Origin of the sequence: Streptomyces sp. NPDC059224 (assembly GCF_042754285.1) — a bacterium.
In the GTDB taxonomy this organism is placed as follows: domain Bacteria; phylum Actinomycetota; class Actinomycetes; order Streptomycetales; family Streptomycetaceae; genus Streptomyces.
Genome location: NZ_JBHZAN010000052.1, coordinates 31,433 through 53,478 on the forward strand (window position 1 = coordinate 31,433; position 22,046 = coordinate 53,478).

General features: G+C 65.8%; 19 protein-coding genes and 5 pseudogenes. 12 read left to right on the forward strand and 12 right to left on the reverse strand.

The features are described from left to right. Positions 1 to 34 precede the first annotated feature (34 nt). Complete coding sequence (locus tag ACFXI4_RS39340) at positions 35 to 250, reverse strand: DUF3311 domain-containing protein (protein WP_385000878.1); 216 nt, start codon at positions 248 to 250, stop codon at positions 35 to 37. Between the two features lie 167 nt (positions 251 to 417). On the opposite strand from ACFXI4_RS39340, the gene ACFXI4_RS39345 reads away from it, so the two are divergent. The 4 genes and pseudogenes from ACFXI4_RS39345 to ACFXI4_RS39360 all read left to right on the forward strand — a co-directional run. After that, positions 418 to 1,959, forward strand: a complete 1,542-nt coding sequence (locus ACFXI4_RS39345; RefSeq protein WP_385000881.1) for a sodium:solute symporter — start codon at positions 418 to 420, stop codon at positions 1,957 to 1,959. Further along, the gene (locus ACFXI4_RS39350) at positions 1,956 to 2,543 is read left to right on the forward strand and encodes a sigma-70 family RNA polymerase sigma factor (RefSeq protein ID WP_385000884.1); all 588 of its coding nucleotides are present in this window, start codon (positions 1,956 to 1,958) and stop codon (positions 2,541 to 2,543) included. Before ACFXI4_RS39345 ends, ACFXI4_RS39350 begins: the two co-directional genes overlap by 4 nt. After that, positions 2,540 to 2,848 carry a hypothetical protein gene (locus ACFXI4_RS39355; protein ID WP_385000887.1) on the forward strand — a complete coding sequence of 103 codons (309 nt, stop codon included), beginning with the start codon at positions 2,540 to 2,542 and terminating at the stop codon, positions 2,846 to 2,848. The genes ACFXI4_RS39350 and ACFXI4_RS39355 overlap by 4 nt, the downstream gene beginning before the upstream one ends. A gap of 26 nt (positions 2,849 to 2,874) precedes the next feature. Beyond that, positions 2,875 to 2,961, forward strand: a pseudogene (locus ACFXI4_RS39360) (IS5/IS1182 family transposase); the annotation flags it as partial. Positions 2,962 to 3,101: 140 nt separating this feature from the next. Here the strand turns inward: ACFXI4_RS39360 and ACFXI4_RS39365 are convergent. Next, positions 3,102 to 3,542: a nucleoside monophosphate kinase gene (locus tag ACFXI4_RS39365; protein ID WP_385000890.1), complete on the reverse strand. Its 441-nt coding sequence runs from the start codon at positions 3,540 to 3,542 to the stop codon at positions 3,102 to 3,104. Between the two features lie 160 nt (positions 3,543 to 3,702). On the opposite strand from ACFXI4_RS39365, the pseudogene ACFXI4_RS39370 reads away from it, so the two are divergent. After that, positions 3,703 to 4,215: pseudogene (locus tag ACFXI4_RS39370) on the forward strand (transposase family protein); the annotation flags it as partial. On the opposite strand, the pseudogene ACFXI4_RS39375 reads toward ACFXI4_RS39370, so the two are convergent. From ACFXI4_RS39375 to ACFXI4_RS39405, 7 genes and pseudogenes are all read right to left on the reverse strand, one after another. Next, a pseudogene (locus ACFXI4_RS39375) lies at positions 4,204 to 5,157 on the reverse strand (ISAzo13 family transposase). The pseudogenes ACFXI4_RS39370 and ACFXI4_RS39375 overlap by 12 nt on opposite strands. Before the next feature lie 135 nt (positions 5,158 to 5,292). After that, on the reverse strand, positions 5,293 to 6,081 hold the full coding sequence (locus tag ACFXI4_RS39380) for a maleylpyruvate isomerase family mycothiol-dependent enzyme (RefSeq protein WP_385000893.1): 789 nt from the start codon (positions 6,079 to 6,081) through the stop codon (positions 5,293 to 5,295). Between the two features lie 182 nt (positions 6,082 to 6,263). Then, a complete protein-coding gene (locus ACFXI4_RS39385; RefSeq protein WP_385000895.1) occupies positions 6,264 to 6,968 on the reverse strand; it encodes a CatB-related O-acetyltransferase in 705 nt (234 codons plus the stop codon). 130 nt (positions 6,969 to 7,098) lie between these two features. Next, on the reverse strand, positions 7,099 to 7,938 hold the full coding sequence (locus tag ACFXI4_RS39390) for a sulfurtransferase (RefSeq protein ID WP_385000934.1): 840 nt from the start codon (positions 7,936 to 7,938) through the stop codon (positions 7,099 to 7,101). Between the two features lie 883 nt (positions 7,939 to 8,821). Continuing rightward, complete coding sequence (locus ACFXI4_RS39395; protein ID WP_385000898.1) at positions 8,822 to 9,613, reverse strand: SDR family NAD(P)-dependent oxidoreductase; 792 nt, start codon at positions 9,611 to 9,613, stop codon at positions 8,822 to 8,824. 76 nt (positions 9,614 to 9,689) lie between these two features. Further along, on the reverse strand, positions 9,690 to 10,283 hold the full coding sequence (locus ACFXI4_RS39400; RefSeq protein WP_385000901.1) for a TetR/AcrR family transcriptional regulator: 594 nt from the start codon (positions 10,281 to 10,283) through the stop codon (positions 9,690 to 9,692). Positions 10,284 to 10,390: 107 nt separating this feature from the next. After that, on the reverse strand, positions 10,391 to 11,164 hold the full coding sequence (locus ACFXI4_RS39405) for an alpha/beta fold hydrolase (RefSeq protein WP_385000904.1): 774 nt from the start codon (positions 11,162 to 11,164) through the stop codon (positions 10,391 to 10,393). 583 nt (positions 11,165 to 11,747) lie between these two features. Here ACFXI4_RS39405 and ACFXI4_RS39410 point away from each other — a divergent pair. The 3 genes and pseudogenes from ACFXI4_RS39410 to ACFXI4_RS39420 all read left to right on the forward strand — a co-directional run bounded on the left by ACFXI4_RS39410 (position 11,748) and on the right by ACFXI4_RS39420 (position 15,571). After that, a pseudogene (locus ACFXI4_RS39410) lies at positions 11,748 to 12,907 on the forward strand (IS3 family transposase). Between the two features lie 448 nt (positions 12,908 to 13,355). Next, a complete protein-coding gene (locus ACFXI4_RS39415) occupies positions 13,356 to 14,093 on the forward strand; it encodes a hypothetical protein (protein ID WP_385000907.1) in 738 nt (245 codons plus the stop codon). A gap of 314 nt (positions 14,094 to 14,407) precedes the next feature. Further along, positions 14,408 to 15,571: a citrate/2-methylcitrate synthase gene (locus ACFXI4_RS39420; RefSeq protein WP_385000910.1), complete on the forward strand. Its 1,164-nt coding sequence runs from the start codon at positions 14,408 to 14,410 to the stop codon at positions 15,569 to 15,571. A 161-nt stretch (positions 15,572 to 15,732) separates the two neighbouring features. Here the strand turns inward: ACFXI4_RS39420 and ACFXI4_RS39425 are convergent. After that, positions 15,733 to 16,514, reverse strand: a pseudogene (locus ACFXI4_RS39425) (transposase); the annotation flags it as partial. 100 nt (positions 16,515 to 16,614) lie between these two features. Here ACFXI4_RS39425 and ACFXI4_RS39430 point away from each other — a divergent pair. Next, complete coding sequence (locus ACFXI4_RS39430) at positions 16,615 to 17,868, forward strand: hypothetical protein (protein ID WP_385000913.1); 1,254 nt, start codon at positions 16,615 to 16,617, stop codon at positions 17,866 to 17,868. 290 nt (positions 17,869 to 18,158) lie between these two features. Here the strand turns inward: ACFXI4_RS39430 and ACFXI4_RS39435 are convergent, their stop codons facing one another. Then, positions 18,159 to 18,764 (reverse strand): TetR/AcrR family transcriptional regulator, encoded by a 606-nt coding sequence (locus ACFXI4_RS39435; protein WP_385000916.1) that lies wholly within the window; start codon positions 18,762 to 18,764, stop codon positions 18,159 to 18,161. Between the two features lie 163 nt (positions 18,765 to 18,927). Here ACFXI4_RS39435 and ACFXI4_RS39440 point away from each other — a divergent pair, with 163 nt between their 5' ends. The 3 genes from ACFXI4_RS39440 (at position 18,928) to ACFXI4_RS39450 (ending at position 20,939) form a co-directional block, all read left to right on the forward strand. Beyond that, positions 18,928 to 19,488 (forward strand): OsmC family protein, encoded by a 561-nt coding sequence (locus tag ACFXI4_RS39440; RefSeq protein WP_385000919.1) that lies wholly within the window; start codon positions 18,928 to 18,930, stop codon positions 19,486 to 19,488. A 116-nt stretch (positions 19,489 to 19,604) separates the two neighbouring features. Continuing rightward, positions 19,605 to 20,063 carry an acyl-CoA thioesterase gene (locus tag ACFXI4_RS39445; protein WP_385000922.1) on the forward strand — a complete coding sequence of 153 codons (459 nt, stop codon included), beginning with the start codon at positions 19,605 to 19,607 and terminating at the stop codon, positions 20,061 to 20,063. Positions 20,064 to 20,387: 324 nt separating this feature from the next. Continuing rightward, on the forward strand, positions 20,388 to 20,939 hold the full coding sequence (locus ACFXI4_RS39450) for a hypothetical protein (protein ID WP_385000925.1): 552 nt from the start codon (positions 20,388 to 20,390) through the stop codon (positions 20,937 to 20,939). Here ACFXI4_RS39450 and ACFXI4_RS39455 read toward each other — a convergent pair. Continuing rightward, the gene (locus ACFXI4_RS39455; protein ID WP_385000928.1) at positions 20,896 to 21,813 is read right to left on the reverse strand and encodes an IS5 family transposase; all 918 of its coding nucleotides are present in this window, start codon (positions 21,811 to 21,813) and stop codon (positions 20,896 to 20,898) included. The genes ACFXI4_RS39450 and ACFXI4_RS39455 overlap by 44 nt on opposite strands. Between the last annotated feature and the right edge of the window lie 233 nt (positions 21,814 to 22,046).

Consider the following 22,046-nt stretch of genomic DNA (forward strand, 5'->3'; position numbering starts at 1 on the left):
TGACAACAAAAAGGTCAGGAAGAGGAAGAGAGAGTCAGCGGCGATGTCGGTTCGTCAGCGCGTACGCGGCGAGCAGGCAGAGGCCGCACCCCGGCACCCAGGCGAGCTGGTACCAGTAGAAGAACGGCGTGCCCGCCAGCCGTGGCTCGGCTCCGGCGTACCAGGGGACCCACAGCAGGCCTGCGGCGGGCGCGAGGAGCAGTACGGCGATCGCGACGCGCCGTACCCAGTGATGACCGATCCGTGCCATGACCTGCGCTCCTCTCCCGCTCGCTGTCGGTCTGTGCAAGAGTTGCCCATCCCCCGAGACCGGTTGACAGCGAATTTCAGGGAAATTTCCCGCCGGTTCCCTGTCATCCGTTCATGGGGCACGCGCAACTCTTGCGCGAGGGTTCAGACACACCAAGGACGGTGACCATGGCCGACGCCGCCATGACCGCGACGTTCCTCGCCGTGATCGGCGGGGCGTCGCTGCTCGCCGTGACCGCGCGACGCCTGCACGCCAGCGACCGGCTGCCGTCCCTGGAAGGCTGGGCGCTGGCCGACCGCAGCCTGGGCCCGGTGTGGACCTGGTTCCTGCTCGGCGGCACGATCTTCACCGCGTACACCTTCACCGCCGTACCGGGACTGGCGTACGGCAACGGTGCGCCCGCCTTCTTCGCGGTTCCGTACACGGTGATCGTCTGCCCGATCGCCTTCGTGCTGCTGAGCCGGCTGTGGGAGGTCGCCCGCCGGCACGGCTATGTCACCGCCGCCGACTTCGTGCGCGGACGATACGGATCGCCCTCGCTGGCGCTGGTGGTGGCGCTGACCGGAATCCTCGCGACGATGCCCTACCTGGCGCTCCAACTGCTCGGCATACGGGCGGTACTCACAGCCGGGGGCGTCTATCCGCGGGGTGCGACCGGGGACCTGGTGATGGTGGCGCTGTTCGCGGGGCTCGCGGTGGCCACCTACCGGCACGGGCTGCGGGCGCCGACCGTCATCTCCGCACTCAAGGCGGTCGCCGTCTTCGTCTCGCTCACCGCGGTCACCTGGCTGGTCCTGGAGCGGATCGGCGGACCGGGCAGGGTTTTCGACGGAGCCGCCCAGAAGCTCGGTACCCCGGCGCTGCTCCTCTCCCCCGCCCAGCAGCCCGCCTACGCCACCCTCGCCCTCGGCTCCGCGCTCGCCCTGCTGATGTACCCGCACGTGCTCACGGCCGGGTTCGCCAGCGACGGACCGCGTACCCTGCGCAAGGTCTCCGTGGCGCTGCCTGCCTGGACCGGGCTCCTCGCGCTGTTCGGGTTCCTCGGTATCGCGGCCCTCGCGACGGGCGTGCGCGCGCCGAAGGGCGGCGCCGAGGCCGCCGTTCCGATGCTGGTCGACCGGTTGATGCCCGGCCCACTGGCCGGGCTGGTGTTCGGCGCGATCACCGTAGGGGCGCTGGTCCCCGCGGCGGTGATGTCCATCGCGGCCGCCACCAGCTTCGTACGCAACGTGTATGTCGAGTACGTGCATCCGACCGCCACGCCCAAGCGGCAGGTGCGCATCGCCAAGGCGGTCTCGCTGACCGCGAAGCTGGGGGCGATGGCGTTCGTGTTCGGGCTGCGCGACCAGGACGCGATCAACCTCCAGTTGCTCGGCGGGGTCTGGATCCTGCAGATCTTCCCGGCCGTGGCCGTCGGCCTGTTCACCGGGCGGCTGCATCCTCGGGCGCTGCTCGCCGGATGGGGCGTGGGCATGGCCGCGGGTACCTACCTGGTCGTGCGCGAGGGCTTCTCGTCCATCGTGCCGCTCGGCTCCGGCCCGCTGAAGATCTACGCGGGCCTGGCCGCACTGCTGCTCAATCTGATCGTGGCGGTAGCCGGCACCGCCGTTGCCGAACGTCTCGGCGCCCCGCGCGGCGCCGACCTGACCGACCTGCCGTCCCGCCTGAGTGTCAGGCGGAGCCCGGAGACGGGAGCGAATCGACCGTGAGACGCAGACAACCGACTTCCGCGCCGGAGCCGCAGGTCGAGCTGCCGGGCGAGACGCTCGCGCCCGCGCTGCCCGATCCGGCCGAACTGGAGCGTGAGGCCACACTCGCCCAGCTCTTCGAGCTGCACTACTCCTCGATGCTGCGCCTGGCCGTGCTGCTAGGCGCGGACGATCCGGAGAACGTGGTGGCAGAGGCGTACTACCAGATCTACCGCAAGTGGCGGCGCCTGAGGGACGTGGAGGCGGCGGAGGCGTATCTGCGCTCCACGGTCTGCAATCTGACCCGGATGCGGATACGTCACCTCCAGGTCGCCCGCAAGCACGTGGAGAACCCGCCCGTCCTCCCGGACGAGTCCGTCGCCTCCGCCGAGAGTACGGCGCTGCTGCGCGACGACCAGCGGGTACTCATCGACGCACTGCAGCAACTCCCGTCCCGGCAGCGCGAGGCGCTCGTGCTGCGGCACTGGCTCGGGCTGAAGGAGAGCGAGATCGCCGCAGCGATGGAGATCTCCTCCGGGTCGGTGAAGACCCACACCGCACGCGGCATCGCCGCACTGACCCACGCGATGGAGGCCCGGCGATGACGCAGCGAGACGCGACTCCGTCGCGTGACACCGATCCGGACCGCACCGAGCGGGAACTGAGCGAGGCCCTCGCCGCGCTCGCCGACGGAGTGCGGGCCGCCCCCGACGCCTACCGCACGGCACGCGGCGAGTGGCTGCGGCGCGAACGCCGGCGCCGGCTGGTGCTCGCCGTCCTGATCGCCGTCGTCTTCACGCTGGCCACGCTGATCGGCCTGTGGGTGCTCAACCAGACGCCGTCGCACCAGGGCGTGATCTTCTCGACGACCACGGTCAGTCACGCGTCACTTCCCCGGCCCCACCCCTGATCGCAGCGGTGCGCACAGCAGGGCGGTGGAAAATCCTGCGGAACTACGTCCTGAAGGGCAACGGCGTCCATCGCGCCATGCTCAGCATCACCCGACGACACAGCTTGACCCTCACCGCCACCGCCCCCTCTGCGGTCGACGCCCGACAAACCTCGGCGGTCCGCGACGCTGAGCCCATCGCCGTACGCCTGGCCTGATGGCGGGACTACCCGCACCCCGCCACCCAGACCGCCGCCGAACTGCTCACGGCCCTCTACCGGGGCGACTGACCGGGCGCGCGGTCACCCGGCCCGGCGTTCCACCTCCGACAGAGCCGCCATGGCCGCTCCGTGATGTCCTCGACGGGGCCCACGGCCCGGACCGTGAGCAGGATCGCCGCGTAGTGGGCCAGGAGGGGTGCGGCCTGCTGCGCGTAGACCTGTTGCCGACAGCGGATGACGTCCTCGCTGTCGTCCGGCCGGCCACGGCCCAACAGCCGTGCCACGACGACGTCTTCGGGAGCGGTGAACTCCAGCACCGCGTCCAGTGCTGAGCCCGTGGCGCCCAGGACGGCGGTGAGTTCCCGCGCCTGCGGCACCGTGCGGGGGAATCCGTCGAGGAGGAAACCGTGCCGGACGTCGGAGTGCGCGAGCCGTTCGCCGCTCCCTCCGCAGCATCGTTCGCTGACGTTGCTGTCAACTACTGCATCAGACACTGCGGTGGCCCCGTCGGAACCGAATCCGGTGACGCCACCGCAGTGTGCAGTGAGCCCTTTCCAACCTGCAGCGCGGGTCCGGCAGTTGGCGTGACAGACGAGTGAAGCCCCTGGTAGATGGGTTCACTACCAAGATCACCCGCGCTGCCAGAGGCTTCACGTGTTTGTTTACCCATCTGAGCTGGACCTGTCCAGCTCGCCTCTTCGCTTCCTCACCGCCCGTCTGCGTGAACGTCGCCGTCCGATAGGCAGCCGGTGGCGCCGGTCGAGCGCTGGCCGACAGGCGCTGATTGCCCTTGCTCACCCCCGCAACGGGCATCCCTACGCCCAGCTCGCAGCCGGGTTCGGCATCGGCACGACAACGGCTTACCGGTACATCACCGAAGCCGTCGACCTCTTGGCCGCTCTGGCACCTACACTCGAACATGCCGTCCGCGAAGCGTCGGCGAAGGCTTTCGTCCTGCTCGACGGCACTCTCCTGCCCATCGATCGGATCGCCGCTGACCAGCCGTTCTACTCGGGCAAACACAAGAAGCACGGCATGAACGTCCAAGTCCTCGCCGACCCAGCCGGACATCTGCTGTGGGCCTCACCCGCGCTGCCCGGAGCCGTCCATGACATCCGCGCCGCACGCGAACACGGCATCCTCGACGCCCTGACCTCAGCAAAGATCCAGTACCTCGTAGCTGGTCAGCGGCTGTCCGCGCAGGCTGCGGGTGATCCGGGAGAACAGCCGGTGTTCCACTTTGTTCCATTTTGAAGTACCTGACGGGAAGTGTATGACGGTGATACTCAGTCCGCACTCGTCGGCGAAGTCGGCCAGACCCGTCTTGAACAGGCGGGAGTCGGCCGAGTTGGCACCTCCGGCATCGGCGGTTACCAGCAAGCCGTCCACGCCGGGGTAGTTGAGACGTCATTGGACCGTCCACCAGCGGCGCAGGGACTCCACCGCGAAGGCGGCGGTGTTGCGGTCGGTGCCCACATTCACCCAGCCGCTGTCGCGTCCCAGGTCATAGATGCCATACGGGATGGCGACCGGGGTGTCGGGGTCGATGAAGTCGTGGTCCGGGGCGGTGATCGGCTGGCCCTTGGGGCGGTAGGTGCGGCCGGGCGAAGTCGCCGATCGGTTCCTTCTGCTTCGTGTCCACCACCGGCAGGCCCTCAGCCAGGAAGCGTTCGGCGGCGGAGTTGATGTGCCGGAACTGGGCGTCACGGTCGGCACCTGGCTACCGGCCCGGCTCTTGGCCATGCCCTGCAGACTGAAGCCCATCGCACGCAGCAGACCGCCGACCATGGGGGCACTGACCGGATGACCGGCATCAGTCAACTCCCGGGACAAGTCCCGCAGGGAGGCCGTGGTCCAGCGCAGCGGGGACACCGGATCGCCTACCTCACGCGGCTCGATCAACGACTCGAGAGCCGCCACCAGACCGGGATCGCGCTCGGCGGCGGACTTGCGCCCGCCCCCGGGCCTGCGCACCCGCCCCAACACCTCTGCTCCGCGCGCGAGTTCTTCACGACCTCGGGTAACGGTCGATTCCGAGGCCTCCGCCAGCCTGGCCACGGCCGGCTGCACCAGCCCGAGCTGTGTCAAGGAGTCCGTCGCAAGCCGCACCTGATCCTCGGTCAGGTCCGTGTCCTGGCCTATATCCGCGACGGCGAGACGCGCCCGTACAAAGCCATGTCATTCATCCGGCCCGCGGCGGTGCGTCGTAGACTCCCCCGTTCGTTCTATCAGGTGGTGGCATCATCACGTCGCAACGACCCTAAGAAGCGAGAGTTTCCGTACTGCTTCACTTGATGACCCGAGTATCTCCGACAGTTCCGGCCCACGTCCTGCCAGGCTGTCCAGGATCACTGCCATATCGCCACCGACGTCTGCTCGGCCGCCCGTCTGGACGTAGATGCGGGAATTGTCGTGGCCTATACGGTACGTGCAGTCAGGTGATCCGTATAGCTTGATCGCTGTCTCCACGTAGTCGCCAGACCACGCGGCAGGCGCCGAGGCGGCAAGCAGGGTGTACATCACCATGAGGCGACCTTCCTCGCCATCAAGTGGAACGTCAGATCCTAGGGGAATACATATATCGCGCTCATGCATCCACGCATCCCAGATGGTATGGGTGCTGAACACGGACCAATGCAATTTCCTCCCAAGTGGGCCCTGCCTCACTTGGGTGGACCCTTCCCTTGCGCGCCGGAGAAACAAGTCCCCTTCCCGTTGAATCAATTGCGACAGTTCATCCACCGTCTCCTTTACGGATTCACCCTCCGAGTGCCTCATCCAAGCGGCGGGCGAGGTCTTCGGACTGAATTTCCTGGGGTTTCCGAAAGGGTATTCAGTCTCATCCAACATCGATATATGCACCTTGGCTACGTCACGAACGTGACGTACCACTTCGTGCACCGACCAGTCCGTGCAGCGAGACTGTGTGTTGAACTGAGATTCTTCGATGTTGTTCAAGAGCTCAAGAAGTGCGTGTCGACGGCGGCGCAATATCGCGTAGACCGCCTCCGCACCTTCGCTCCATCCATCCATCTCGGAAATCGTGTAAGTTGTACTAGAGTCCACTGGCTAACCCATTCGCACTTTTCGAAGCGGTAGTGACGGCCCGCACAACTGCCTCTGGGTTGGGTAAGGATCTTCAGCAAAGGGTTTGCACAACCCGAGCTTCAGGCAGCTCGCCGAGATTCCCGTCTCTCTACGAGACGGGAACCTGATCAGCCGCCCAGATGGCCGATCTTCTTGGCCAGCTCCTCCAGATCCGACGGGGTTGCAGACCAGATGGTGCGAACATGCTCGGTGATGTCCTCGACAGGCCAGTTCCACCAGGCGATGCGCAGCATGCGGTCGACGTCCTCGTCGGACAGCCGCTTCCTGATCTCTTTCGCGGGGTTGCCTCCGACCACGCTGTAAGGAGCAACATCGCTGGTGACCAGGGAACGGGCTCCGATCACTGCACCATCACCGATGGTGACGCCGGGCATGATGACCGCTTCCCGACCAATCCATACATCGTTGCCTACGACGATGTCGCCCTTGCTGGGGAGATTGGGCAGCAAGTCTGCCGTCTTCTCGAGCCACGATCCGCCGAAGATGAAGAAGGGGTACGAGGTGGTACCGCCAGGCATGTGGTAATCCGTTCCCGGCGACATGATGAACTTCGTCCCCATGGCAAGGCAGCAGAACTTGCCGATGACCAGGCGTTCCGGGCCATACGCATAGAGAACGTTGTTGTCCTCGAAGCCGGCGGCGTCCTCGGTGTCGTTGTAGTAGGTGAATTCACCGACCTCGATCTTGGGAGACTTGATGAGCGGCTTGAGGAACACGGTGACGTCCTCGGCCGCCTCGACCAATCCGGGGCGCCTCTCGCTCTTGATCATGCCAGGGATCCGGGCGTTTGCGGGATCGGGGAAAGTGGTCATGTTCTGTACCATCCTTGGTGACTGTCTCGGTGTGCATCAGTGGGTCATCACGCGGCGGGCGGTGGCAGGCAGCGCCTGTTCCCCATTCGGCTGACGTCCGCCGAGCCAGATGGGGCGAAGGCGGAGCGGATCAGGTGCCGTTTTCGGTCAGCAGTGTGATGGGAACGCCCACGAGGGAGCCGTACTCGGCCCACGATCCGTCATAGTTGCGCACGTTCTCGTATCCAAGGACTTCGCTGAGTACGAACCACGTGTGCGCGCTCCTCTCTCCGATACGGCAGTAGACGATGGTCTCTCGTCCGGAATCGAGAATTCCGTACAGCGACGCGAGCTCGTCATCGGAGCGGAAGGTGCCGTCGTCGTTAGCGGCCTTGGACCACGGCACATTCACTGCGGTGGGGATGTGTCCTCGCTGCAGGGCTGCCTCCTGGATCAGGTGGGCGGGGGCACTGAGTTTGCCCGAGAACTCCTCGGGCGAGCGCACGTCCACAAGATTGAGGGAACCGATGGCTGCTAGGACGTCATCTCGCAGGGCGCGCAGAGATGAGTTTGGAGCTGATGCCTTGTACGTGGTGGGCCGGCGGGTAGGTACTTCCCGCACTAGTTCTCGGCTGTCGAGTTCCCATTTCTTGCGGCCGCCATCAAGCAGCCGTACGTCCTCGTGCCCGTATACCTTGAAATACCAGTACGCGAATGCCGCGAACCAGTTGTTGTTCCCGCCGTACAGGATCACAGTGTCTTCGCGCTTTACGCCCTTGCGGGACAGAAGCTTCTCGAAACCGTCCTGGTCCACGAAGTCTCGGCGAACAGGATCCTGCAGGTCCAAACGCCAGTCGATTCTGAGCGCCCCGCGGATGTGATTGGTGTCGTATGCGGCCGTATCCTCATCGACCTCAATCAGAACGACGTGGGGATCATCGAGGTGTCTGTGCACCCATTCAGCGTCGACCAGTGTGCGAGCTCGGCTCATATTGTTCTCCATGAAAGTCGTTTTTACTGCGGCTCTATGGGCTCGTAACACGATCACGTGACGTGACTCAGTCAGTAGTCGTGTCGTGGTGAAGTGTGGGAACGTGCCCCTGGATCGCGGGCGAGACCCTGAGTGGGGAAGAGGGGCTGGATGAGCGTGGTGTGGGCGGCGATGTCGAGAGACATTTAAAGGTGCAGGATCTGTCAGACCGCTTAAACCACCTGCGCTCCCGTGGGCGGGGTTACGTCGAGGTTCGGTTGCCGGACAGGGAGTACTCGGTGCTGATCCTGGCCTTCCGAAATGATCACGCGGTTGTCCAACTGATGAGTGACACCGGGTGAGTGGTGTGTTTTGCAGCCAGTGGCTCGTGACGCGATCATGATCGGTGCTTCCTCAGTCGCCTCCAGCAGATGATGCCGCAGGCCAAGAAGACAAAGGCGTCGCGGAGTTCGGTCCGGCGTTCCCAGCGGACGCCGAGGCGTTTGAACCGGTGGAGTACGGCGAAGGCTTGCTCGACTACGAAACGGAGTTTGCCCAGGCCCTTGATGTTCGGTGATCCCTTGCGCGAGATGACCGGCAAGGGCGCCCCGGTGAATCTCGCGCTTCAGGCAGGCACGGAAGCTTTCGCAGGCCTCGTTGTCGGCTGATGCCGACCGGATCACTTCGAGCTCGTCTCAGAGGCCGGCGAGGGCCCGTTACCCGTGTTGTACCGGTCCACCCGTTCGTAGCAACACTCCTGTCGACCAGCGTGGGCGCCGAACGCGGTCTTGCCGACTGCCGTCGTTTTCACCGCGTCGAGAACAGCGTCAACCCAATCGCGGGTGAGCGTGACTGTCGCTGACGCTGCACTGTGTGCCGACCTTTGCTGCGGGTAGCCCGTGCGTCAGCCGCGTGCGTGGACGGAACCCCACCCTCCGTCAACGCTGAGCAGCTGACCGGTCACGTAGGAGCTGGCGGGACTGGCGAAGAAGAGAATGGCCTGCGCGATGTCCTCCGGCTCGCCGAGCCGCCCAAGGACGTATTCCTTCGTCAGCATCTCCTCCAGCGCCGGATTCTCCGTGACGGCGCGAGAGAAGTCCGTTCGGGCCACGGCAGGCCTGACGGCGTTGACCCTCACGTTCGCGGCACCCCATTCTGCAGCCAGAGCGAGCGTGAGGGCGTCCACCGCACCTTTAGTGGTGGCGTACAGGCTTACATTGGCCATGCTCCGGTCGCTTCCCACTGCGGAGGTCACGTTGACGATGCTCCCGCCACCGATCGATGCCATGTGCGCGGCAGCTTTCGCGCCCAACAGCAAAGGTGCGCGCGTATTGAGCGCCCACAGAGCGTCGGCTTCCTCGGCCGTCATATCCTGAGCAGGCGTAAAGCTGCCCAACTGGCCAGCGTTGTTGACGAGTACGTCGACTTGGCCGAGCTGTGCGATAAGAGCCTCCCAGACCTCCTCGGGAGCCTCAGGCCGGGACAGGTCTGCCGGAATCACCACCGTGGCACCGGGCAAACTGTCCGCTAGCGCCTTCATCGACTCTTCGCGGCGACCGACGAGCGCGAGCCGCGCACCAGCACGGGCGAGGAGGAGAGCCGTACTCGCTCCTATTCCCCGCCCGCCGCCGGTGATCACCGCCGTCTTGCCGGCTAGCGGGCGAGTAGGCAGACCATCGAGGGTGTTGTTCGTCATGATTGGTTCCTCTTAGACGTCGAATAAGACATTCAGGGACTTAGAGAATTTTTTGCGTTCGCATCCGTGATACGCCTCACTCGGCAGGCCGGCGGTAGGCGCCGTACCACCAGATCCTGGCGAGCTCACGGGCGAATGCGGCGTCGCCACTTCCGTCGTCGACGCTGATGTGGCGGGCGATCGCCTGCCCGCCTCCCCACACGATGATCCGGCTCGCGGCCACAGCATCGAGATCGTGTGACGTGGATCCTGCATCCTGCTCGGCGAGCAGGGTCTCGAGCACGTGCTCGTCGAACCCTTCGAGGTCGGCTGTGTAGAAGTCGCTCACCTCTGGGTCGTAGGCCGCCACCTCACGGATCGCGGTGATCAGGCTGCGATGGGCACGGTGAATAACGATCACTTCTTCGAAGAACCGGGCAAACCGGTCTGCTCCGTCCTCTCCTGCGGCTGGATCCCACTGGCGGGCCAGCGCCAGTAGCGACTCACGCAGTTGAGCGGACAGGCGCGCTAGGATGTCTGACTTTCCACGGAAGTGTGCATAGAAGGTGGCTCGTGAGACGCCAGCCTCGTCGATGATGCGTTGCACGCTGATCGCCGTGAAGGGCTCGCCTGTATCAATGAGTTTCGTCACCGCCGACAGCAGGCGAGCCTCGGTCGCCTCTACTTGCACCGCATGGTGGGAGGACTTGTGCCGTGTAACGGATCGCAACGGGCACCTTCCGCTCGTCAGTGTGGGATTACGTACGGGGACGGGGAATACACCGCTCCGCGCCGCTCTCACGCATCCTGCGCCGGCCTTACGTTCGCCGTGTTCGTCGCGATCTTCGTCAGGACCTCTGCGAATTCACGGGGGTGGGAGTAGAAGGGCGCGTGATGACCGGGGACGCGGTACACGGCATCGGCACGTTTCGCCATGTCCTCCTCGACGGCAGCGACGGTAGACACGTCGTTGTCCGGGATCACATAGCTGTTCGGCACAGTTTTCCAGCCAGCCTGCGTCACCGTATCGAAGTCGGCACGCACGGTCTGCGGGACGAGCCTTGCCATCGCCTCGACCGTCTCCGGATTCGAGGCGTCACCGTCATAGAAGCCTGCGGGAAGATTCAGATCGGGATTCTCCGGCGGACGCAGGCCCATCAGTGAGTCGGGGACCGGCACGCCGTGCATCTGGAACATCCCCTCGCCCACGTCGAGCATGTAGGCCGCCACGTACACGGCGTGCACGACATTGGAAGCCACGGCGATCGCCTCAGTGACCGGTACCCCGCCATAGGAGTGCGCTACAACGATCACCGGGCCGGCTATCGCCTCCAGGGCCGCCTTGATCACCTTGGCGTCGTCATGCATGCCCGGCAACGGCTCAACTGCCGACGGGTCCTCCACTGCACTCACGAGGCTCACCGCTCGCGTGGACCAGCCATCGCTCTCCAGAACTTTCTGCAGCCGCTCCCATACCCACGGCCCGTGGTGGCCCCCCGGCACCAACAGGAACGTCGGGCGGCTCGCACTCGCATTCACAGGACATCTCCTCAAATAGGCCTTGCCCCGCACACCCCACGGCGCAGAATCGGTCGGCGAGGCCCCTTACAATATGACCATACAGTATGTTCAGTCATGCTCATCGGTGGGCTGCGTTCGTCCATCGATCGCTTGAAGAGCAAGATCGACAAGGGGCGGCGCACGGACGGATCGCGTGAAACCATCGGATAGCCACCGACGAGAGCCTGGATACAGCCTGGACCCGCGGCATCCGCGCACGGCACCCGCCTGCAAAACCGAAAAAGCGGCTGCGTCACGCCGTCGGCGTTGCTTGTCCCACCGGACCGGAGACCACCGTCACCTCGATCGCGAAGCTCCTCGGCGCCTCCAGGAACGATCTACAACTGCGGGCCTGATCCCAAGAGCGGTCGCCTCGTGCTCGCCAAGGCGACGAGTGCGCCGGACCTGTCCAGACACTCCAGAACGGGGGCTGATCAACTGCCGTTACTGAAACTCGTGATGTCGGGATTCTCGCGGGCTGACGTGTGTTCGATGTGGGCCCTGACTTGGTGCACCGGACGTCCGAGGGGTCTGCTGCGCGATCGGGTGACATCTGAACTGGCTTGCCTGCGGGGTGGGTGGCAAGGATGTCCCTGTGCCCAAGTCCTATCCGGAAGAGTTCCGCCAGGACGTCGTGCGGGTCGCGTGGAACCGTGGCCCCGGTGTGGTCGAGCAGGTGGCCACCGACTTCGGGGTCCACCCGATGACGTTGTGGAAATGGATGCGCCGGGCGGATGTCGACGCCGGGTCGGGGCCGGGGGTGATGAGCCGAGAGAGCGCGGAACTGCGGGAAGCGCGCCGGCGGATCAGGCTGCTGGAGCAGGAGAACGAGGTCCCGCGCCGGGCAGCGGCTTACCTGTCGCAGGCGCATCTGCCGGGAAAGGGATCTACCCGCTCGTGAAGGAGCCGGCCGCGGACGGGACGCCCGTCACGGTGACGTGCCGGGTCCTGAAGCTCGCCAGACAGCCCTACTAGCGCTGGCTCGACAAGCCGGTGACCGACGCCGCGCTGGAGGAGGCTCACCGCGCGAACACACTGTTCGACGCCCACCGCGACGACCCGGAGTTCGGCTACCGCTTCCTGGCGGGCGAAGCCCGCAGCTCGGAAGCCGCGATGGCCGACCGTACCGCATGGCGGATCTGCCGGGACAACCACTGGTGGAGCGTGTTCGGCCAAGAAGCGCGGCAGGATCAAGAAGGCCGGCCCGCAGGTGCACCACGACCTGGTCCGCCGCGACGTCACCGCTGACGTTCCGAACCGCCTGTGGCTCGCCGACATCACCGAACACGCCACCATCGACGGCAAGCTGTACCTCTGCGCGATCAAGGACGCCTTCAGCAACAGGATCGTCGGCTACTCCATCGACGCGCGGATGAAGTCCCGCCTGGCCGTGACCGCTCTGGACAACGCCGTGGCCAGGCGTCAACAGGTCGAGGGATGCATCCTGCACAGCGATCACGGGGCCCAGTTCCGGTCACGGAGATTCGTCCGGGCACTCGATCGCCACCGGATGGCCGGCTCGACAGGGAGAGTCGGGACAGCCGGCGACAACGCGGCCATGGAGTCCTTCTTCAGCCTGCCGCAGAAGAACGTCCTCGACCGCCGGACCTGGACCACCCGCGAAGAACTCCGGATCTCGATCGTGACCTGGATCGAGCGGACCTACCACGCCGCCGCAGACAAGCCGCACTCGGCCGCCTGACCCCCATCGAATTCGAGACCGTCATGACCACACCGGCCCTCCAAGCCGCGTGACCGAACTGTCACCCAAACCTGCAGCAGACCCCAGGGGACCACCACGGCAAGGGTTGCGAAGGGCTGTTGCGCTACGCCTCTCGACTGGCAACTGCCAAACCGCATGTGAAGACGCCCTGGGCGTCCGGGTGCGGAGTCCCAGGCCTCGCCGCGTCCCCTGCTCGAACTGGACTGCTCGCTTGCTCGTTTATCAGCCGCCCGCATGAGCTGAGGTGAAGCTCTACGCGAAGCGATTTGCCATCACACTGATGTCAAGGTTGGAGGCTAGTCGAGTCGCCGCGTTTGCGGAGGCTCGGTGTGAGCCCGAAGCCACCCCTCCGAGGCTCTGATCATGAAGGACAGTCGTCGTGACCATCACCCAGATGGATATCCCACGGACCTCGTCCGCGGAACGTCTGCCGCTCCTGCCTCTGATCTGATCGCGAAGCCAGTCGACCTAGGACACTGCATGAACATGACTCCGGCAAAGAACGCCGACATCAACTTCTATTTCGACCCCGTCTGCCCGTTCGCTTGGATGACGAGCAAGTGGATCCGGATCGTCCAGGCACAGCGCGACTACACCGTCGACTGGCGGTTCATCTCACTGCGTCTGATCAACTCCCACATCGACTACGACACCCACTTCCCTGAGGAGTACCACGCCCAGCACACCGCGGGCCTGCGGCTCCTGCGAGTGGCGTCCGCGGCACGAGAGAAGCACGGACGCGAGGCGATCGGCCCGCTCTACGCGGCCTACGGCGCGCGCGTCATGGAGGCCGGACCCGACGAAGGCCGGGCCCCCGGCTGGCAAGGCACCCCCGACCTCGCCGCCGACGCCCTCGCCGAAGCCAACTTGCCGACCTCGCTCGTCGACGCACTCGACGACACGACCCGAGATGCCGAGATCCAGGCCGAGTCCGACGAGGCGCTGTCGCTGACGGGCAAGGATGTCGGTACGCCGATTGTGCACTTCGAGCCGCCGGAGGGCATCGCCTTCTTCGGACCGGTGATCAGCCGACTGCCTGACGAGGAGCAGGCAGGGGTGCTGTGGGATCACGTCACCGGCCTCGCCAGTTTCCCCGGCTTCGCCGAACTCAAGCGCAGCCTGCGCGAGCGGCCGCAGCTGCCGTCGTTCGGCGTATCAGCGCAGGAGACGGGCAAGACCGAGGACTGGCACGCTGGAAGCCGCAGACTCAAGAAGTAGCACTGCCAGGGCGCTCCCCCGGCACCGGCGGCTGCTCCCGCCGACATGTCGCAGTCGTGCGATGTGGTCGGAGCAAGCCATCGCATGGTCGGCGCACAAGACGGTCAACCCGATGTCCAGCCATGCGACCAGGTCGGCGAGCACGACAACCACGACCAGCGGGGCTACCGGAAGCCAAGACACCAGCCTGGCGGGGCTGCCGCTTCGCTCCGAGCCGTCGCACTGGTCGCACATGGTCAGCCGTGCCCCTCTGCAGGGCTGCCGGCGCCCTCAACCATGCACAGCCATCACAATCACATCGCGAAGGAGAGATCATGTCGGACACCAGGCCGCGGCAGGCGGCCATCGAGGTACCGCGAGGACTGGCGGGCGTCGTCGTCACCGATACCGCACTCGGAGACGTACGGGGAACCGAGGGCTTCTACCACTACCGCCAGTACTCCGCGATCGAACTGGCAGCGAGTCGGAGCTTCGAGGACGTCTGGCACCTGATGTTCCACGGGACGCTGCCGGACGCGGAACGCTCGGCCGCCTTCGCCACCCGCGTTGCCGCACTGCGCCACCTGCCGGACGAGGTCGCCGAGGCACTCCCAACGATCGCCCGGGCGACCGCCGCGGCCGGTCCGCTCGCCGGACTGCGCACCGCGCTGTCGCTGTACGGCTCCGCCACGGGCCTGGGCCCGCTGTACGACACCGATCCCGCACGCCGCGCCGAGGACGCGCTCGCCGCCTCTGCCGTCGTGCCGACCATCCTGACGGCGCTGCACCGGATCGGCCGTGGCCAGGAGCCGCTCGCGCCGCGCGACGACCTCGGACATGCGGCCAACTACCTGTACATGATGACCGGTTCGGAGCCGGACCCAGTGCATGCGCAAGCGATCGAGCAGTACCTGGTGGCGACGGTGGACCACGGCTTCAACCCGTCGACGTTCACCGCGCGGGTGATCGCGTCCACCGGCGCAGATCTGGTGGCCTGCCTCGTCGGCGCGATCGGCGCCTTCTCGGGCCCGCTCCACGGCGGCGCGCCGGCCCGCGCGCTCGACACCCTCGACGCGATCGGCACCGTCGACCGGATCGACCCATGGATCAGGGAGCGGGTCCTCGGGGGTGAGCGGATCATGGGCTTCGGACACGCGGTCTACCGCACCGAGGACCCGCGCTCCCGGATGCTGCGCAGCACAGGTCTGGCGTTCGGCGGACCGCTCATCGACTTCGCCGTGCGGGTCGAGGAACGCGTGGAGGCGATCCTCGCCGAACTCAAGCCGGGCCGCGAGTTGCACTCCAACGTCGAGTTCTACGCCGGCGTCGTCATGGAGCAGTGCGGCCTGCCGCGGGACATGTTCACCCCGACGTTCGCGGTCGCCAGGGTCGTCGGCTGGAGCGCCAACATCCTGGAACAGGCCACCGATCCGAAGATCATCCGTCCAGGTGCGCGTTACGTGGGCGAGACGCCGCCGCAGCCCGTACCGGAGGTGTGAGGAGGGAGCGGGGTCGCAACTACGACGTCGGGCGGCGAGCGTCGGCCGCGCAGCACGGGCTGCCGTTGCCACCATCGGCAAGCCGACCTGTCGGCGACCGTCGTGGCCCCGAAGTCCCGGACGCCGATCCTGGTGCCCTGCTCTCCCCCCGGAAGGTGGTTAGCCTGGCGGTTTCTCCAGATGATGTAGCGCCGGATCATGCTGCCCTGCTCTTTGTGGTCGGCGTGGTCGGTACCGTCGAGGGTGAAGTAGCGCAGGGTGGTGAACTGGGCCTCGATCCGGTTCAACCAGGAGCTGTTGGCCGGGGTGTAGGCCATCTCGACGTTGTTCGCCGCCGCCCAGGTGCCGACGCTCTGGCACTTTTTCCTGGTCAGGTGCGGGGAAAAGTTGTCACTGACGATCGCGATCCGGACCGCGAGTGGGTAGAGGCTGCGCAGGTAGCGGCAGAACTCCAGGAACTGCGTTCGCCTCTTGACCGGCTTGATGTGGCCGTAGAGCCTGTCCTTGCCCAGGTCCAGGGCGGCGAACAGATGCCGCACTCCGCCCCAACGGCTGTAGGTCGCCCGCCGCCTGCGGCGTGGTTCCCGGTTGGGGTCCTTGTGCTTGCCTCTGTGTTCGGCCCACGGCCGGCTCTGGTGCGGCATCAGGTTGAGGGGACCGAACTCGTCCAAACAGAAGATGACTTCGGGTTCGCCGTCCTCGGGTATGACCTCGCCGTCGGCGGTCGCGTAGAGGTGTTCGACGCGGGCCTTCTTGGCGGCATAGTCGGGATCGCGAGAGGTATACCAGGTCTTTATGCATTGAAAGGAGACGCCTTCCTCGCGGAGCAGGATGCGCAGGCCCTCGTTGCTGATGCCGTCGACCACCCCTCCGCTACCAGGAAGTCCGCCAGCTTGGGCAGACTCCAGGTCGAGAACGGCAGGTCGTGCTCGGTGGGCTTGCGACGGGGAGACCTCCTACGCTCGCAGGCTCCTGCACCACCTGGGCCCCGGCATGCTGGTCCTGTGGGACAAGGGTTTCGACGCCAACGCTTCCTCGCCGCCGTGCACGACACCGGAGCCAGGTTCCTGGGCCGGCTGCGCGCCAACCGACGCGCCCCGGTCCTGAGCCGACTCACCGATGGCTCCTACCTCTCGGCCATCGGCACCGTCCCGGTACGCGTCGTGGAAGCGCGGATCACCGTGACCTATGACGACTACTCGTTCACCAACTCCTACCGGCTGGTCACGACGCTGACCGATGCCCGTCGTTATCCCGCCCCGGCCCTCGTTGCCCTTTGCCACCAGCAGCGGGAGCACGAGTCGGCGTATTTTGCTCTGCGTCACACGACCACAGACGGCCGGGTCCTGCGCTCAGGCGACCCGGTCGCAGTCGAGCAGGAGATGTGGGCCCTGCTCGCCCTCTGCCAGGCACTTCGGACCGTGATGGCGGAGGCCGCCGAGTACCGGCCGGGCACCGACCCGGATGGCTGCGGCTTCACCACAGCCATCCAGACCGCCCGCGACCTCGTGGTCCAGGCCGCCGACGTCATCAAGCCCGGCGCCCTGGGCACCCGCACCACCGGCGTCATCGGCACCCGGGTCCTGGCCGGGCTCCTCCCGCACCGGCGCCTCCGCATCAGCACCCGAAAAGTCAGGTCACCGGTCTCCCGGTACACCGAACGCCAAGACGACGGCCGCCCCGCCACAAGCCGCCTGGTCGCCGACCTCGACGGCACCATCCTCGAACCCGATCCCGACCTGCCCCCCGTCTCGCACGACGATCGGCACACACCGGCCGCCGACCGGCGCAGACAGCGCGTCCTGGACCTCCTTCACGCAGAACCCGACCGCCAGTGGCACACCCGCGACCTTGCTCGCCACCTCGGCGACATCACCCTCAGCACGATGTACCGACAACTCGACATGGGCCGTAAACGGACTCACCGCCAAGACCGGCCCCGCCACCTACAGCAGCCCGAGAACTCGCTCCACCCTCTTGCCACCAGCGGAAATACGCTAACTACCCGGCCTTGGGTCAAGTCCCGTCCTTCGGCCTGCAAGCCCATTCCATGGCCAAAGGGCAGTACTGGATCCATCCGGCCATGCCTGAGGTCATCGAGAATGTACTGCTCGATCTCCCCCTCGACTAAGGCGGCTTGGAGGCGGCGTGACACTAGGCAACCGATCCCTCTCCCAAGGGAGCGACCGAAACGACCACTGGGCTCACCGACGGAGAGCTGCCTGATTCGGCAGATCATACACTTTGGCCGAAGGATGCACAGCTCACCACCGAGGCATAACCGATGCGCCGCGTGAGGGCATCAAGGGCAACGCACTGATGTCAATTTCGCAACTGCCCTTGTTAGGCAGGTCACAACGCACCGTCTACTCAATATCAACCATATAGGCTATATGACTGCGGCCACGCTAATTTTGTTGCATGGACGGCGGTTTCGTACGCGATGGGATTGCGGCTGAGGGCTTTCAGAATGCGGGCCATCTCTTCAAAATTATGAGGGCGCGCGCCACCGGGTGCTCATTCACCGCTGGAGGCACGACAAAGCCCGGGCTCATTTTCGGGGTCTCGGAACGGGGCCGGCGCATGGTCAGTGGCCCCCGTCTCGAGTCCTTCTGCCGGTCGGGGCTGACTCCCTGGCGGCCAGGAGCAGTTCGACGGTCTTCCGGGCGGTGCGTGCGCTCGTTTTCGATCGGTCGAGATGAGCGGCTGCGTTAGCGCCGTCATATACCTGCACCAGCGCAGCCACCAGCAGGTCATCCTCCGCCCCAAGAGGATCCAGGAGACGGGAGAAGAGAGCCGGCAGCCAGACGCGGTCATGCGCGACAGCTTCCTGCACCTTCTCATGGTGGGGGTACTCGGCTGCCGCGTTGGCGAATGCGCAGCCCCGGAAGCCGGGCTCCGAGATCACCTCATGGAGCACGTCAAAGACGGACAGGATCCGCCCTTCCACCGGCATCTGTTCCCGAGCCTCCACCTCCCGCGTGACGCGGATGCGCATGGCATCGCTACGGCGGCGCAGGTACTCCGCCACCAGATCCTCTTTGGTGCGAAAATGGACATACATGGTCGATTTAGACACACCGCTCTCAGCGATCACCCGGTCGATGCCCACCGCATGGATACCCCCTGCATAGAACAGCCGGTCCGCAGTCTCCAGTAGCCGGTCACGCACCGTGCTTGATTTCTTCTCCATGCCACCAGTATCGAACGAACAGATCTGTTTGACACGTCCGGCCGGGGCCCTTTACCGTGTGACAACCGAACGGACAGTTCTGTTCGATCCGAGTGGGTGCAAGATCAAGACGCCACCCAGGACCGCTGGATCGATTACATGAGAAGACGACAGGGAGAGATTGATGATCAACGGTGTCGACATGGACGCTTTGAACCAGACCGTGGAAGCGGTCCGGGACAAGCCAGAGTTGGCCCAGGTCACCTTCGGCGTCCAGTCCGAATGGAGTGGGGGGACCCACCAGCGGGGCACCACGACCGCCCCCCTGCAGAACGGTGAAGCCATCGCCAGCCGTACCGCCACGTACTCCTTCGAGTCGGACGAGCCCACGGCGCTGCTCGGCACGGACAAGGCGGCAAACCCTGGCGAGTACATCCTCCAGGGACTGGCAGGCTGCTACGCGGTGACCTATGCGTCGGTCGCGGCCTCGCGCGGCATCGAGCTGAGCTCTCTGAGTCTGGATCTGCAGGTCGACTTCGACCTCCAGGGCTTCCTCGGCATCGACAAGTCCGTCCGTCCGGGGGCACAGGAGATCCGGGTGGACGTCCACGCGCAGTCGCCGAACGCGACGGCAGAGCAGCTCCAGGAGCTGACCGAGCTCGTCCAACAGCGCTCCCCGATCAGGGACACACTGGCCAACCCCGTCAAGGTGACGACGACCCTGGTGACGGACGAGGCTCAGTAGCCCGCAGAGGCATGGCCGGCGCACGGCAGGCCGCCCACCGCGAACGCGGCTGAAAAAGGGCCCTCCCCGACAGTCAGGGAGGGCCCGGCGAAGAAGCGGCACGAAAAGGACTTTTTGTGGTTGACGCGACTGCATCATCTCTCGTATTCGATTCCGTCAATTACGGAGTCTTGATCCCACTGGATGTTCACTTCGACGATCTTGACCCGTACGGGATGCTGCACAACGGTCGTTACACGGTGATGGCTGAACGTGCTTTCAACACGTACGCATTTAGCCTGGGGTTCGGCAGATCCGAAGAGGCGGTGCCTTCCCATTACGTCGTGAAGGCAGTCGCCATCGTGTTCGACCTCCCTTTGATCGGCAATGGGGAAATCGCCGTCCACCTCTGGACCGAGCGGATAGGCCGCACATCGGCAACAATCGGCTTCCGCGTGTGTAGCCGCGATGGCAACACCACATATGCACACGGTACGCGGACCATCGTGAATGTGAGCGGGGAGACGATGCGCCCCACCGAGTGGTCTGAGAGCCATCGAGCGGGGTTCGATCGAATTAATGGCCCTGAAGCCTGAGACCGCGTTTGAGATCTAACAGCGAATCAGGCTAGTACTCCAGCAGCACTTTGACGTTTTCCCTGTTCAGGGGCAGTTTGGGTGAGTGTAGAGGGCTGATGACCGGCCTGTGTTGTCTTTCCCGGGCCGCCCCTCGATCGTGTGCAGCCGCCGCTGATAGTGACAGTGGCGGGCGACGGCTTGGCGTCGTCTGCGCCAGTGTGACCATCTCAGTAGCTGTCGTCTTTCCGGACGTGAGGACTGCGTTTCCGCTGGTCGGGCGTAGGGTCGGTGATCCCGTGGGAGTTGTGGCCTGTCGTGCTGTCGCTCTCCGGGAGGTCGTGGATGCCGTCGGTGGTCGGGCTGTTGGAACAGCGTGAGTTGGGCGCTCGCCGTCGTGTGGACGAACTGCGGGAGGCGGCCGACCGCATCCAGGCCGAGTTGGCCGTGGCCGAGCGGGAATGGAAGGAGTGGGCCATCGCCTGCTCGCGGGTCGGTGAGGTGTTGGCCCCCGTGGACGAGAGCGGGCAGGACCACGCCCCGGCCGAGGGGACCGTGCCGACCGCCGAGGAGCAGACCGGAAGGACGTCGCAGGTGCCGGCCGCGGCGAAGTCGAAGTCGCAGGTGTCGGTGTGGCGTGAGGGGCTGGCCTGGTCGGTGCTGTCGGTGGACTACCAGCGCATTCTGCAGGCGGTCTCGGACCGGGCCCGGCTTCATCAAGGGCCGCTGACCTGCCAGGAGATGGCCGCGGTGTTCGGCATGGACGTGGTGCCGGCGCGGGTGGAGGCGCTGCGGTCGAAGGCGAAACGCCTGGTCGCGCGCGGTTGGCTGGCCGAGCCGGCGCCGGGCCGGTTCACGCTCGCTGCGGGTGTGGCCGGGCAAGGCGGCAGGTCATGAGCAGGATCATCGACCAGTAGATCATCGCTTCGGCGCTGGTGGTGCGGCGCTCGAAGTCGCGTGTCAGGCGGCGGGTGCGCATCAGGTGGGCGAAGAGGCGCTCGACGATCCACCGTTTGGGCAGGACCACGAAGCCGCGCATGTCGTCGCTGCGTTTGACGATCGCGAGGACCAGGGCGAGCACGGTGAGGCAGTGCTCGACGAGGCTGCCGGTGTAGCCGCCGTCGGCCCAGACCAGCTCCAACCGGTGGTGCGCGTCGGTGACTTGTCGCAGCAGGACCTGGGCGGCGGCGCGGTCGCCGGTGTCCGCTGCGGTGACCATCACCCCCAGCAGCAGACCGAGCGTGTCGACCACGACATGCCGCTTGCGCCCGTTGATCAGCTTGCCGCCGTCGAAGCCACGGCTGTCCGTTCCGACGACGGCGTCTGCCTTGACGGACTGCGAGTCGATCACGCCGGCCGTCGGCTCCGCATCCCGTCCCTCCCTCTCACGGATCCTTGCGCGCAACCGGTCGTGGAACTCCTTGACCAGCCAGTGGTCGCGCCAGCGGCGGAAGAACGTACAGACCCGGTCCCACGGCGGGAAGTCGGCAGGCATCGCACGCCACTTGATCCCGTTGTCGACGAGGTAGCGCATCGCGTCCAACATCGCGCGGTGGCAGTACGCCTCCGGTCGGCCGCCCCGGCCACGCATCCAGCCCGGCACCGGCAGCAGCGGGCGGACCACGGCCCACTCCCCGTCCGTCATGTCCGTCGGGTAGCAAGGCTGGCGCAACCCGTTGTCGGCGGCGGTTCCGAACCGGTGAGCCAGACAGTCACACTCCCAGGTGACCGCACTGGACTGCCCGGCCATCGGCACGCAAGACTGCTGCACCAGGGCCTCCTGCTGCTCGGTGATTCGACACCAACGAGCTGTTCAGGAGGCCCTGTCCGTATGCGCCCAGCACCCCGCGACCACCCGATCGGGACTCCCGTTCGACGCGCATCTCTCAAGATCGAAAAGACAACAGCTTCTCAGCGCGCGTGCGCTGTGGAAGGGCTGGCCAGCGGCGAGGGGTGGGTGGCAAGTTGCCAGGAGCCGCCGGACTTCTGCCACGGTGAGGGGCG